General features: G+C 48.7%; 12 protein-coding genes. 3 read left to right on the forward strand and 9 right to left on the reverse strand.

The window, feature by feature from the left end:
* Window positions 1–8 precede the first annotated feature (8 nt).
* The 3 genes from MH144_RS08530 to MH144_RS08540 all read right to left on the reverse strand — a co-directional run bounded on the left by MH144_RS08530 (window position 9) and on the right by MH144_RS08540 (window position 4,603).
* Complete coding sequence (locus tag MH144_RS08530; RefSeq protein ID WP_239299065.1) at window positions 9–995, reverse strand: ABC transporter permease; 987 nt, start codon at window positions 993–995, stop codon at window positions 9–11.
* 190 nt (window positions 996–1,185) lie between these two features.
* A complete protein-coding gene (locus MH144_RS08535) occupies window positions 1,186–2,799 on the reverse strand; it encodes a response regulator transcription factor (protein WP_239299066.1) in 1,614 nt (537 codons plus the stop codon).
* A 4-nt stretch (window positions 2,800–2,803) separates the two neighbouring features.
* Complete coding sequence (locus tag MH144_RS08540) at window positions 2,804–4,603, reverse strand: sensor histidine kinase (protein ID WP_239299068.1); 1,800 nt, start codon at window positions 4,601–4,603, stop codon at window positions 2,804–2,806.
* A gap of 402 nt (window positions 4,604–5,005) precedes the next feature.
* Here MH144_RS08540 and MH144_RS08545 point away from each other — a divergent pair, with 402 nt between their 5' ends.
* Window positions 5,006–6,445, forward strand: coding sequence for a hypothetical protein (locus MH144_RS08545; protein WP_239299070.1), 1,440 nt, complete (start codon window positions 5,006–5,008; stop codon window positions 6,443–6,445).
* Window positions 6,446–6,463: 18 nt separating this feature from the next.
* Here MH144_RS08545 and MH144_RS08550 read toward each other — a convergent pair whose 3' ends face one another.
* The 3 genes from MH144_RS08550 to MH144_RS08560 all read right to left on the reverse strand — a co-directional run bounded on the left by MH144_RS08550 (window position 6,464) and on the right by MH144_RS08560 (window position 7,881).
* Window positions 6,464–7,057, reverse strand: coding sequence for a DUF4269 domain-containing protein (locus MH144_RS08550; protein WP_239299071.1), 594 nt, complete (start codon window positions 7,055–7,057; stop codon window positions 6,464–6,466).
* Between the two features lie 19 nt (window positions 7,058–7,076).
* Complete coding sequence (locus tag MH144_RS08555; protein ID WP_095287993.1) at window positions 7,077–7,283, reverse strand: YwbE family protein; 207 nt, start codon at window positions 7,281–7,283, stop codon at window positions 7,077–7,079.
* A 127-nt stretch (window positions 7,284–7,410) separates the two neighbouring features.
* Complete coding sequence (locus tag MH144_RS08560) at window positions 7,411–7,881, reverse strand: hypothetical protein (RefSeq protein ID WP_239299072.1); 471 nt, start codon at window positions 7,879–7,881, stop codon at window positions 7,411–7,413.
* A 159-nt stretch (window positions 7,882–8,040) separates the two neighbouring features.
* Between MH144_RS08560 and MH144_RS08565 the strand changes: the two genes are divergently transcribed.
* Together MH144_RS08565 and MH144_RS08570 are read left to right on the forward strand one after the other, a co-directional pair.
* Entirely contained in the window at window positions 8,041–8,676 is a 636-nt protein-coding gene (locus MH144_RS08565; protein ID WP_095287931.1) for an efflux RND transporter periplasmic adaptor subunit, read from the forward strand.
* Between the two features lie 9 nt (window positions 8,677–8,685).
* The gene (locus tag MH144_RS08570) at window positions 8,686–10,227 is read left to right on the forward strand and encodes a DHA2 family efflux MFS transporter permease subunit (protein ID WP_239299073.1); all 1,542 of its coding nucleotides are present in this window, start codon (window positions 8,686–8,688) and stop codon (window positions 10,225–10,227) included.
* Between the two features lie 70 nt (window positions 10,228–10,297).
* Here MH144_RS08570 and MH144_RS08575 read toward each other — a convergent pair whose 3' ends face one another.
* From MH144_RS08575 to MH144_RS08585, 3 genes are all read right to left on the reverse strand, one after another.
* Window positions 10,298–11,062 carry a polysaccharide deacetylase family protein gene (locus MH144_RS08575; RefSeq protein WP_239299074.1) on the reverse strand — a complete coding sequence of 255 codons (765 nt, stop codon included), beginning with the start codon at window positions 11,060–11,062 and terminating at the stop codon, window positions 10,298–10,300.
* A 67-nt stretch (window positions 11,063–11,129) separates the two neighbouring features.
* Entirely contained in the window at window positions 11,130–12,068 is a 939-nt protein-coding gene (locus tag MH144_RS08580) for an aldo/keto reductase (protein WP_239299075.1), read from the reverse strand.
* Window positions 12,069–12,186: 118 nt separating this feature from the next.
* A complete protein-coding gene (locus MH144_RS08585; protein WP_239299076.1) occupies window positions 12,187–14,211 on the reverse strand; it encodes a Na+/H+ antiporter in 2,025 nt (674 codons plus the stop codon).
* Window positions 14,212–14,240: the final 29 nt, after the last annotated feature.

A 14,240-nucleotide genomic window follows, 5' to 3' on the forward strand; every position in this document is an offset into this window, starting at 1 on the left:
GCCTCCTCTCAAAATAATGCATTATCTTTATCCATTCTTCGGACGATCGTATTGGATACAAGCACAAGTACAAATCCGACAATAGCCTGATACAGTCCAGCCGCTGAAGACATCCCAATGTCACCACCAATGAGAAATGTGCGATAGACATAGGTATCCAGCACGTTCGTTACAGGGAACAACGCCCCCGATTCCAATGGAACCTGATAGAACAGACTAAAGTCCGCATAGAAGATTCGGCCGATCTGGAGCAAGGTCATGATGACAATGAGCGGAACGAGAAACGGGACCGTAATAAACCGGATCTGATGCCATTTGCTTGCTCCGTCCAATACGGCGGCTTCGTAGTACTCTTCATCTATGCCTACCACAGCTGCCAGATAAATGACGGCATAGTATCCGATGTTTTTCCAGGTGTTCACAATCGGCAAAATGTACGGCCAATACTTCGGCTCCGAGTACCAGTCAATGGGCTGCCCGCCAAAGAGCTGCAGGATCGTCGAGTTCATAAAACCCGAATCCTTGCCGAGAAAGGCCAGAACCAGATAGCTAACCACGATCATGGACAAAAAGTAAGGCAGAAGCATCAGGGATTGATACAGTTTGGACATGGCTTTGTTCTTCACTTCATTCAGCAGGATCGCAAGCCCTACCCCCACAAACAGATTCAGCGCAATAAATACCGTGTTATACGCGATTGTGTTGCGTGTAATCTCCCAAGCATCACTCGTTGAGAACAGGTACTTGAAGTTATCCCAGCCGCTCCAGGGACTGCCCCAAATTCCGTCGGCGTAATTCACATTTTTGAATGCAATCAGGACGCCGAACATCGGCATATAGTTGTTTACCAGCAGAAACAGGATCCCTGGCAAAAACATAAGATACAAGACTTTGAACTTACCAAGATTGTACAATACAGACTTCCGCTTGCGGACTGATCTATCCGTTATATCCGCTACCCGTACACCCTTGCCCGCCTGGGGTTGTGTCTTCATAACCTCTTCTCCCTCACTCCTCTTGATTTCCTTCCTCAGGATGAAGCACCGCTGTGTATCCTGTGGTTCAAGTATAACTGCGGGGAGCTGCGGCCCAATATCTGCTGTGGTGACCTTTTCACTAATCAAATGATGACATTTGCATGATACAAAACAAATAAAACAAAAGACGCAGCATGCTGCGTCAACGCTAGACCGTCCTGGACTGTTTGCGGAACTCCTGTGGCGTAATGCCCGTGCACTTTTTAAACATTTTCGTGAAGTGAGAGTAGTTATAGTAACCCACCTTGCCAGCAATATCCGTGACCTTTACGGTGGACTCAGACAACAGGGTTTTGGCTTTGGCTACCCGTCGCTGCAATATAAATTCTGAGAGAGACATCCCTTTTTCCTTCCGAAACAGCCGGGACAGATATGCAGGATTGAAGCCGGCAAACGATGCCAGTTCCTCCCGCATCAGATCTTCGCCAATATGATTCTCGATATATATGCACAGTTGGTCCACAATCGTCATCGGACTGTGATCATCCGGATACAAAATCGGAATGGCACGATCAATCAGATCCAGGGACCAAAGCTTTAACTGCGGCAAGGAGCGTGTAACCATACTTTCTTCAGGCTCACGCTCACCAGGATACAGACTGCGTACGGAAACACTTTTCTGATGAAGCAGGGGATAGACCACATGCAGCATGGCATGATAGAACAGGCGCAGAATTTCAGGGGATAACTGTTCCTGGGCAGCCAGCAGCTCAAATATTTCTTCCACGCGTTCCCGAAGATCATCCACTTTGCCGGTTTCAAACAAAATTGACAGCTCCGAAAACCAGGGGATTGGCAGAAATCGGTCCTCCGGTTCCTTCCCCTGCTCATCATATACGAAGACTCCCTCAAGCTCTCTGATGTTGCGGCGCTCCATATCCATCAGTTCGTTCAGCATACCCTGCAATTCGGTTACGGCCACGGGTGCACCTACATAACAGGACAATCGGCAATAGAAATACGTCCCACACTCCCGAATATACAGCTGACAATCCTGTGCCACCTGGCTTGCAACAGGTACGACCCCATCCTGCTCATACGCAAGTACGATATTCAGACCGCTATGGTCCTGAAATACTTCTCCCGGCCGATCGCCAAGTATCATCTCCCTCGCTGCATTCCGCAGGGCATATTCCAGTACCTCCTCATCACGCAAATCGAATTCTCTTACCCACTCCTCTACCGATATGACAATCGGCAGAATCCGGGCGTGCGGGTCAATTTCCGCACCATAGACTTCGGCCAACTCCTGCAGTCGCGGCTTGGTTAGGGTGACGCGCTGGGAAATGGCATCCTTCCAGAACCGCTCCGTCAGCAGTGGTTTGTGGGTTTGCCAGCGCTTGTATACGGACTCATATATTTCATTGGTACGCGAACGCTGCTCTCCGGCCTTGAGTTTATCCACAGCCTGCGTAACGACCTTAAGAAGTTGATCAGCCTGGGCAGGTTTTAGCACATAATCGAAGCTGTTTAATTTGATCGCTGTCTGGGCGTAATCAAACAGGGCATGACCTGTCAGGAAGATCGTCAAGATGCCCGGAGCATGCTTCAGTACCCAGCTCTGCAGGTCCAGTCCGGTCTCTCCCGGCATTTCAATATCAGAGATCATGATCGAGATGGACTGGCTATGAAGCACCATTCGTGCCTCTTCCGCATCACCCGCACTAAATACCTGATCGATGCCGGCCAAACGCCAATCAATCCCTTCAACCATGGCCTGAAGAGCATAAACCTCATCGTCCACGATTAATAAATTTCGCATCAGTTCAAGCTCCCCCTTCTTCCTCTTCCATTTGGGCGGGCAGATACAGGATCACTGCGGCTCCGCCAGCATTCAGGTTTTGGAACTCCAATTTGGCTGATTCATCGTATTTCACTAGCAAGCGGTGAGCAACGTTCCAGATGCCGATGTGCTGTCCACTTGGGTCTTCCGCATACTTACCCTGCTGTAGACGCGCAAGCATGTCTTGTTCGAAGCCGACACCATTATCCTCAACTGAAATCCTTAATGTTGTGTTTTGCTGTCTATCTTCAACCTCAGTATGTGGTGGACTGGATAACGTTTTCGTTAGGTTGGCTGAGATGCGTATGACAAATGGTTCAGTACGCCTTCTAAACCCGTGAATAATGGCATTTTCCACAAAAGGCTGGAGGGTTAAAGGCGGCAGCACGTAATGACCAAGCCCTTCATCCACGTCGAGTGAAAAATCCAGCTTACTCGGGAACCTGAGCTTCTGGATCTCCAGATAGTGACGAATGTGTTCAAGTTCTTCATCCAGCCGGATGACGCGTTTGCCTGCCCGGAGACTGAACCGAAAATAATCCGCCAGATGTCCGGCCATCTGCTGGACCAGTTCATGTTTTTGCAGTGAAGCCAGGCTATGGATAATGTTCAGGGAATTCAGGTAAAAGTGAGGGTTGATCTGCATCTGAAGCTGTTTGAATTCAGCCTCCCTGGTACGCAGCTGTTCTTCATAGACATCGATTTTCAGATGCTGAATCTGGCTGGTCATCTGATTGAAGCTGTGTGTGACGAACTCTAATTCCGATGAAGTCGGTGGATCAAGTCTCACATCGAGTTCTCCACGACTGACTCGTCTCATCCCTTTGATTAATGTATTCATAGGTCGAAACAGCAACTGACGCAGGAAAACCAAGGCCGTGATCAAAATAACCGCGGCACCAATAGGCAGCAGACGAATAATCTGCTGAAAAAACGGCAGGTTGCGCAGCATATCCTCTTCGGGCAACAGGACAATATAGTTCATGTCGGACATCGCTGATGGCAAGCCCAGCATCAGGTACTGCCGTTCATCCCCCTTGGATGTAACCTCCGATATGACCTGGTAGGGATTCTCCAGACCGGAGAGATGTGCTGAAGCCAGCTTGATCTGCGCCGAGCTGAGGGCTGAACCGGACAGCGCTTCCCCATTGCTATCCACTATAACGGCACCTCCCCGTTCACCGGATTCAGTGAATTGTTCGGGATGATTCAGTGCATTCATATCCACCAGCGCACCAGCGTAGAACTGCTGATTAATTCGAACCGTTTTGACCAGTGCATTCCATCCACCACCACGTACAATGCTCCATTCTGGTCGCTGGATCTCATCGTCCAATTGCATCATCTGTACAGGCATGCTTTCCCGGACAAGTGACATTTTGACGTCATAACTGCCCGAAGTCGCCAGCAGCAGATCATCATTTACCGCATCATATAGAAAGAAGGAATCAATCAGATTGTAGAATCCGATATCTGTCATGAATTTGTTCATGATCCGCTGTTTCGTAATGATATAGTCCCCACTGCCGTACTTCAGAAAAAAAAGTGAAATGATATCCGGGTCCCGCTCGCCCAGGCTGTATAAGTACCGATTGGTCTCTTGCAGCACGCGCTCATTCTGCTCCACACTCTTCGCGAGATGATTCATGTTGGTAAGGGATACTTTGTCTCGCACAACTCGGATTGCATAGACATTGTTGTAATACAACAGCAGAAACAGCGGCAGCATGATCAGCGTTAAGCCAATTATGAATTTGAAGCGCAGTGAACGGATGAAATTCATGGATTCCCGCCCTCTTATTCTCAATGTTTTGTTTGACTGTCCATTCTGTAAACGTTATCAAAATTAAAAAAACTTACTAATCTGTTGCTATTCAAACTACCGTTAAACTTTCCATATTTCTTCCTTAATCGTGGCATGTTCATTGTAATCATGCTTCTTGCGTGCTGTCTATAAGATGAAGTGACCTTTCTCTGTCAGCTCTGGTGACCTGATCACATCGTTCATTCGATATGTATCGTCTAACCAATTCTCCATTTGCAAAAAAAATCCTGCTGGTTGTCACACTCACACGTTCTCTGCAAAAATAAAGCCTTCGAGCCCTCCCCTTCTCCATGAACGCCCGGTCCTGACATGCATACGATATATCACGCCTTAGGACTAAGGTGGAAGGAGGTATGCGGTGTGAATATTCAATTGGTACCGTTGCATTATGTATATTTGGCTTTTATCGTACTCATTATAGCCGTCATGATACGGCGCCGGGATACTACGATCATCTGTGTTGCCGGGATTATGACGATTGGATTACTGGCAACAGAGACGTTAAGTGGTGCGGTGTCAGGAATCTTCAATAGTTTTGTATACGCTGCGAAAGAACTGCTCAGCACGATCTTTATCATCTCGATCATTGTCGCCATGAGCCGGGTACTGATTCGCACAGGTATTAATGAAGTAATGGTTGCTCCACTAACCCGATTTATCCGTTCTCCGCAGGTTGCATATTGGGGAATTGGGCTGATCATGATGACGGTCTCCCTGTTTTTTTGGCCTTCACCAGCGGTAGCGCTGGTCGGAGCAGTTTTGCTTCCCGTTGCCGTTCGTGTAGGACTTCCACCCATTGGTGCCGCCATCGCAATGAATCTGTTCGGACATGGTATCGCCCTCTCGGGAGACTATATCATTCAAGGGGCACCCAAACTGACAGCAGATGCAGCCGGCCTTCCGGTTACTTCCGTCATGACGGCAAGCATTCCGCTGGTCCTCGTGATGGGTGCAGTATCCACACTGACGGCCTTCTGGATGTTACGAAACAAGATGAAAAGTGGCGTCGGGACTCAGATGCGTTCTCCTTTCCCAGGTGAACCATTAAACGGGGGTCCTTCTCCCTCCGAAACTTTGGCTGGAGCCGGAGTCGTACCTGTACAACAACGTCAAGCGATCCCGATACGATTGCAGAAGGCATTCGCCCTACTTATTCCGTTGTTATTCGCAGTAGATGTTATCCTGATGTTTGTTCTTAAGCTTCAGGGCGGGGACGCTACAGCCTTAATTGGAGGTACTGCAGTACTAATCCTAATCACGGTCACCCTCGCAGCACATCGGCATGAAGGCCCTGAAGAGACAACGAATTATTTAATTGAAGGATTTCAGTTCGGCTTCAAAGTATTTGGCCCGGTTATCCCTATTGCAGCTTTCTTTTATCTGGGGGACGCAGCCATCACTGAATTGTTCAGTCACCCTCTACCCGATGGATCACATGGTATAGTGAACGACCTTGGTGTTGCTCTTGCGGGTCTGGTTCCCTTGAATGACACGGTAGGTGCGATCACGATGACCTTGATTGGAGCCGTTACAGGAATGGATGGTTCGGGGTTTTCAGGGATATCCCTGGTGGGGTCCATCGCTTCAATGTTTGCCGGCACAGCAGATTCAGCCCCCGTATTAACAGCACTCGGTCAAGTTGCTGCCATCTGGGTCGGCGGAGGTACCTTAATCCCTTGGGCTTTGATTCCAGCTGCTGCCATCTGCGGAGTCAGTCCATTTGAACTGGCGCGTCGCAACCTGAAGCCGGTACTGCTTGGTTTAACGGTCACGACGATCGTCGCCATCTTCTTACTATAATTCGTGTAATCCTTTTACCTATTTTTGAAATAAAGTACGCTGCCTGGCCCAGAGCCATAGTTTGTGCCTGCTCCAATCGGCTAGATGCAGCAGCTCCACATAAGGGTCACCCTGTAATCCGAGCACTGCGGCAAAGGCTGGCTCTGTCTTCAATCCAACCGATTTCAGTCTGCGGATCTCGGCGTGACCTTCGGCACCCCAGAGCTGCAATAACTCCCACTCGACTAACATATGAAGGTAAGCGTTTTGTTTATTGACCGGCAACGATTGGGCGTAAATCTCCAATGGCCAACCCTCAATCTGAAAAGAACAGGTCACATAGGCACTAGGAACATCCCCACCTAGCCCCGTTCCGCGTTGACAAGAAAAATGCTCCATCCCGCTAAAATGCTGAGTCACTACCATCTCGAACGCGTTCAGATCAGGAGCTTCACACAAGATATCAAGATCACTGCCAGGAATGTCTATATCAATGGGTACGGTTCCTGCCGGATAAGGGGTATATGCCTCCAAAATGGAGAACAATTCACTCTGCAGGAGCACCCGGTAAGCATCCCGCTGCCGTTCGTTCCCGGAAGCCAGATGTGCCAAAACCTCAGCAGTTGTCTTCATGGAACCTGGGGCAGCCGAATCATTCCGCTGCTCCTGTGATCACCTGTTTCACACGACCAACTTGCCCACTTGTCAGGCGAACCTTGATGCCATGGGGATGCGTGGGTGACTTGGTCAGCAAATCCTTGACGATTCCCCTCGTCAGTTTACCTGTGGGCTGATCTTGTTTCAGTACGATATCCACTTCCAGGCCTGGTTTAATGTTCACTCGTTGTTGTCCGTTCATAATGCAATCCTCTCCTTCCTCTTGCAACGTCAATCCATTCAGCTAGTTAGAGCAAAGCTTCATCTATTGTAAATCTTTTGGATTTAAAACAAAAGCCATGCCCGCTGCATGGTAACGTGCAGCGACCTTATTTCGGGTCTGAATCCGGAAGGGATGATTTGCTCTTCATCTCCCGCAGAGCGGATCGATAGACCTCATCCGCACTCTTTTCAACTTCATTAGAGGTGGTTATAACCGGTTCCTCTTGAGGTTCAGCAGGCTTGCGAAAATGAAGCAGAGCCCGACGGTACTCACTATCGTTTCCTTTTGTTTGAGTTTCCTGCTGCCTGGCTTGATGGCTCACTTCAAACCTGTTTTTCGGCAGTTCAGTTTCCGTCTTCCTCTCTCCTGGTCCATTCGGTTCCGTATAATCCACCGGGTCTGACGAATCCAGCAATTGTTCCTCTGGCTGCTCGTTCCCCTGCACAAGGACAGGCTCCCGCTCCGTCTCAGCCGTTTGGGCAGCTTTGGCTTCTGCAGCTCTGCGGGTTGATTTTGAGTTAAAGATCATGAGAAAAATAACCCCGAGTAAAACAATTACTGCCAATATAATCAACATCTGAGTATCCTCCTTGTCATCGCCTGTGGCAACTTATCAATATATTGGTTCCCCAATCTGCGAATTATATTTCATGTTGTTTCGTATAGAGCAGCTGAGTACCGGGAATGCTCCAAACAGGATTGTCAGCAGAAGAACATATTAGGAGGAATGAACCATATGAACTCTCGTGCCATATTGATCAATATCATTGTCATTCTGGTGATTTTGGGGGCAGGTGCCGCAGGCATATACTACTACAACCAATCCACCAGCTATGTGAAAACGGATAATGCGTTAGTCACGGGTCAGCCCATATCCATCGCTTCCACCGTTAGCGGTGAGCTCCAAACGTGGAAAGGGAAAGTAGGTACCTCCTATAATCAAGGGGATACGATCGGAACCGTCTCTGCAGGCGGCAAATCAACTCCAATCACCATGCCTGTTGCCGGCACCGTTGTCCAGGCAACCGCTGTAGAGAACTCATTGGTATCTGCAGGTAATCCACTGGCTAGAGCCTATGATTTTAATAACTTGTATGTGACCGCGAATGTGGAAGAAACCGTCATCGACAAAATCAAAAGCGGACAAATCGTTGACGTATACATCGATGCATTTCCAGATACCACACTAACAGGCAAAGTGGATCAGATTGGGCTCGCTACGGCTTCATCCTTCTCCCTATTGCCGTCATCCAATACCAATGCCAATTACACCAAAGTTACGCAGGTTATCCCGATTACCATTACGATTGAGGGTTACAAAGGTCTGGGTGTTGTCCCTGGCATGAGCGCCACTGTGCGCGTCCATATATAAGGTCTGCCGATGGATAATCAATTGCCGCTCGGAAGAACCATTGCCGTCCTGCTGCTCGGCGCCTTTATCGCCATTCTGAATCAGACTCTGCTTAATGTGGCGATCCCCCATCTGATGAATGACTTCAACGTCTCGGCTACAACAGTGCAATGGCTATCGACTGCCTATTTGCTCGTAAATGGAGTGCTCATCCCCATTACAGCCTATCTGATTGAATCATTCGGGACACGTAAACTATTCATCACAGCGATGCTGCTGTTCACCGTTGGTTCTGCCATCTGTGCAATCAGTCCGGGATTTACGGTCATGCTGATTGGTCGTATTGTACAAGCCAGTGGTGCCGGCATTATCATGCCGCTGGTCATGAACGTATTTTTAACCGTATTCCCTCCCGAGAAGCGAGGAACAGCGATGGGTACCATGGGAATAGCCATGATGTTTGCTCCAGCCATTGGTCCTACCTTGTCAGGCTGGATTGTGGAGCACTACACATGGCGCATTCTGTTCTATATGGTTATCCCGCTGGCTTTGCTCGATATCCTGTTTGCTTTTATCTGGCTGCGAAATGTGTCCAAGCTCAGTTCTCCCAAATTCGATGCGTATGGTGCTCTCTTTTCAACGATCGGATTCGGGTTCCTGCTGTATGGATTCAGCTCTGCCGGTGACAAGGGGTGGAGCAGTGCAATTGTACTGTTGACCTTGATCATCGGTATTCTGTTCATCACGTTCTTTGTTCTCAGGGAAACTGCAATGAAACATCCCTTGCTGGAGTTTCGTGTGTTTAAATATGATATTTTCACCATTTCCACACTGGTCAGTGCCACCATCAACATGGCACTTTTCGGGGGGATGCTTCTGTTACCCATCTATCTGCAAAATATAAGAGGTTTCTCCCCTCTGCAATCGGGTCTGCTGCTGCTGCCAGGTGCACTTCTGATGGGTGTCATGTCACCCATATCAGGAGCGTTATTCGACCGGATCGGCTCCCGGCCACTAGCTATTGTAGGCTTGCTGATCACGGCATTTTCTACCTTTGAATTCAGCAAATTGACCGGGGAAACGTCTTATGGTCACATTATGATGCTGTATACTCTTCGGAGCTTCGGCATGTCCATGCTGATGATGTCCGTGCAGACCGAGGGCCTTAACCAGTTACCCCCTCATTTGACCAGTCACGGTACTGCGATGTCCAATACGATCAGACAGGTAGCAGGTTCGATTGGAACAGCCCTGCTGATTACCGTTATGGCTACACGCTCAGGCATTCATTTGGCTGACTTTAGCAATACGGTCACGACAACCAATGTGCCCCTGACTGAACAAGTCGGGCTGCTGGGCACGCAGATGGCTGCCGTAGCAGGTGTGCCACCTGAACAGGGTTCTGCACTGGCGTTACAGCAGTTATACGGTATCGCAGTCCAGACCTCGACGATTGAAGGCATTAACGATGCCTTTATTGTTGCCACCTGGATATCCATTATTGGTTTGATCCTTTCGCTGTTTCTGCGACGTGCAAGAACCCGCCCCCGTGCGGTGAAGACTGAACAATAATGCTACCTTGAACATCGTAAAAACCGCCGGTCTCTCCTATGAGAAACCGGCGGTTTTTAGTTATGGAGCGCTATTTTAAGGAAACGCCATCCTTCGCTGCTTCTTTTGCCTTCACTGCAAGCAGTTCTGATACGGTGACGAAACGGTATCCCTCTTGCTGAAGCTTGGGCAGTATTACTTTTAGCGCAGCAACAGTCTGGCTCCTTCCTTCCACCTTGTCGTGAAACAGTACGATATCCCCATTGCGCGCGTTTTTCAGCACCTTGTTCGTAATGGCTGCTACGCCAGGAGAAGCCCAGTCTCGGGTGTCCTGATGCCAAGACCATAACACAATGGTATAACCTTTTTGTTTTGCAACATCAATGACCATGTCATTGTAAAATCCGCCGGGGGGTCGGAACAGCAACGGACGTGGTACCCCAGCAGCCGTAATGGATTGCTCAGCCGCAACCATGTCCTGCGTAAACTTGTCCTTGGCTGTGGATTTGACCGCATAAGTATGAGCGTAAGTATGATTCGCCACTTCATGCCCTTCCTGCTGTTCCTGCATGACCAGTTCAGGGTACTTTTCCGCCCATTTTCCCAGTACAAAAAAAGTGCCCTTGGCTTGGTACTGCTTAAGCAAAGCCAGAATTTGCGAGGTCTGTACCGGATCAGGACCATCATCGAAGGTCAACGCAATGAGCTTGTCATGGGTAGGTACCTCCCACACAATCTCTCCTCGTTCTTCGTAATATTGACGATTCTTCTGTACCGGCTTTGCATAGGCAGAACTGGTGCCTAGCATGAGAATCAGGGTGAATAATCCGATCGTTCGGGCTGCCTTCAGGTTCATGTTTAGGTCCTCTCTTTGTCGTCAAACGTAAACTCCCTGTTAGCATTTCCCGAATTGCCGGAACTATTTAACGGAAAATCTGGTCAATCACTGCGATCTCCTCGGCAGACAACTTCACATCCAAGGTTTTCAGATTGTTGATGACCTGTTCCGGTTTCTTGGCCCCTGGAATGAGTGCATCAATCGAAGGCTGAGTCAGGTACCAGGCCAGCACGAGATGTGCAACCTCTGCATTTTTGGATTCAGCAATGCTGCGAAGCTGTTCCACTTTGTCCAGATTGCGGATAAAGTTCTCACCAGTGAACAGCGGATTTTTGGCCCGTCCATCCTGGAAGGTCGTATCCCGATTATATTTACCACCCAGCAGTCCGGCTGCGAGCGGGAAGTATGGAACAAAAGAAATGTCATGCTCTGCCGTGTACGGAAGCAGTTCTTTCTCAGCCTCTCGTTTGAACAGATTGTATTCGGATTGCAGCACATCCACGTAACCATCCCGGTTCGCTTCACGCAGCTGTTCGATGGAGAAGTTGGATACACCGATCGCGCGGATTTTGCCATCGTCTTTCAGTTGTTTTAATGCGCCTACTGCTTCATCCTTCGGCGTCTGCTCATCCGGAAAATGGATGTAGAACAAGTCGATGTAATCTGTCTGAAGACGTTTCAAGGCTTCCTCCACCGAGGCTTTCAGAAAAGCAGGAGAGTTATCAATCACCACGTTGCCATCCACGAATTTGTGGGCTGCCTTGGTGGCGATGACGGTTTGCTGACGCAGCCCTGTTTCCTTCAGGACCTCTCCAATTAAACGCTCTGAATGTTCAGGTCCATAGATGAAAGCCGTATCCACAAAGTTAATACCTTGTTTCAGCGCTGTACGAACCACTTCCTTGCCTGTTTCATCGTTCAGCATATCCGGGTAGATATTATGTCCCCCTACTGCATTTGCACCCAATCCTATCGGGTTAACAAGCAGCTCGGTTTTTCCCAAGCGAGTCTGTTGTTGTGCCATGATTCATCCATCTCCTTTTCCTGAGCGTTGGTTAGATGCATAACATAAGAAAGTTCTTCTTACGATGAACCCATTATATCAAAACCATATACATATATAAAATATCGGATTTATCGGATTAGCTATTTTTCAGTACGGTCGCTTCAACGTCGTTGATGAATCGGCGCAGCTTCGCAGCCACATCTCGATTGATTTCACCATTCTCATACAACTGTTGTACCGTGTTACGCTGCTCTTGAATGGCTACCATTTGCAGCTCAAGCTTCTCCTGATTGAACGGATCTTCGGTCTTGCCCTGATTCCAACTTCTTAGTCTGGCGATCACCCGCTCATACTTGGCAATCACGGACAGAGCCACAGGCCGATTGCCATCGTTCATATGAGCACGAATGGACTTGATAGCCGCTTCCGAAGTACGAAGTTTAACCTGACGAAACAGATCTGCATTTTCAATCATAAACGGCTGCTCCGGTTTTTCCGAACGATTCGTAAAGAGATGCCCAAGTACACGTCCGATCTCGCTAATGGAGAACATCATCTGTGTATTGGTGCGATTGGCCAGCATCATTTCCTTACGGTCCAGCCAGCTGTTACATTTAAACGCCGCTTCAGACGCAATCACGTTCTCATCCATCATATTTTCAATTTCCTTGCGCTCCGCCCGCGTACCAATAAGATTAATGGCCGTTTCCTGCTTCAATATATCCTTGCGTTTGCCCGCCGTCATCTGTCCTGCAGCCTGCCTGATGTATTTTGATAAATCAGAGACTACAGCAAGTGCCGCAGCTTTGTTCTCGTCGGTCATCTCGGACTTGACTGCCCGAATGGCCGCATTAAGCATAATGTCCTGTGCCTTTCGTTCTGTCGTTTGCTGAGAGCCATCAGCAGCTTTTTCATCATTCTTGGCGAGTACAGGCAGAAACACGCTTGCCGCGATTAACGTAAACAGAATGACTCCGGCTGCCAGGAATATGATCAAATCCCGTTCCGGGAAAGGGGATCCATCCTGAAGCACATAGGGGATGGAGAATGCACCCGCAAGGGTTACTGCGCCTCTCACACCTGATAGGGAGATGATGGTCATCTCTTTCAACCTTGGTTTTCCAATCGGGGACTTCTTGCGAAACCACTCATTTCCCTGCCAGAACAGATAGATCCAGACAAAACGGAGCAGTAACAACAACACGGATATTAGTCCTACATACCCCAGTACCTGCAGATTGTTAAAGGTTACATTCTTAAAGATTGTACTCAGCACATCCGGAATCTGGACACCCAGAATGACAAACACCAAACCATTCAGAATAAATAAAATAACGGACCACGTGCTTGCAGAGACTACCTGCATCTTCAACTGAACCGATTCAGTTCGGTCACGTTCAATGGCATGGATAATACCTCCCGCCACAACGGCCAAAATGCCTGAGACGCCAATCTCTTCACTCACCAGATAAATAACGAATGGCGTAAGAATCTGCAGCAGCATATGTATGGTGACGTCCTCCATGCCCAAACGCCGAATCCAAACACCGAGCCGAATGAGCAGAAAGGATAGCAACGCCCCTACCAGCAGACCACCAATGGCAATGATGAGAAAGCTAAACGATGCCTCAGCCAAAGAGAAAACGCCTGTAACCGTTGCTGCTATGGCAAATTTAAATGCAACCAGGCCGGATGCATCGTTCATCAAAGCTTCGCCTTCAAGAAGTCTATGTATGCTTTTGGGCAGATGTACACGCCCTGCCATAGCGCCAACGGCTACTGCATCGGTCGGGGACAGGATGGCTGCAAGAGCAAAAGCGGCAGGCAGCGGAATAGTTGGAATCAGCCAATGAATGGCATAACCAGCCACAACTACGGTCACGAAGACCAATCCCAGTGCCAGCAGCAGAATGGGAGCCCTTAAATTCCACAGTTCATGCCTTGGTGTTCGTTTGCCATCGTTGTATAACAGTGGAGCGATAAAGAGTACAAAAAACAGTTCCGGATTCAATGGCAGATGTACCCCAGCTGGAAGTAGCGCAATCGCTACCCCGAGGACAATCTGAATGAGCGGAACCGGGATGAACGGTACAAACCGATTCAAGATGTTCGATAAACCGATAAGTACCAGTAATACAAGTACCGCAATAAACAATTCCATGATGGTAATCCCTTTCCTCTAAATGAAGT

This window comes from Paenibacillus sp. ACRRY, assembly GCF_022346995.1.
GTDB lineage: Bacteria > Bacillota > Bacilli > Paenibacillales > Paenibacillaceae > Paenibacillus.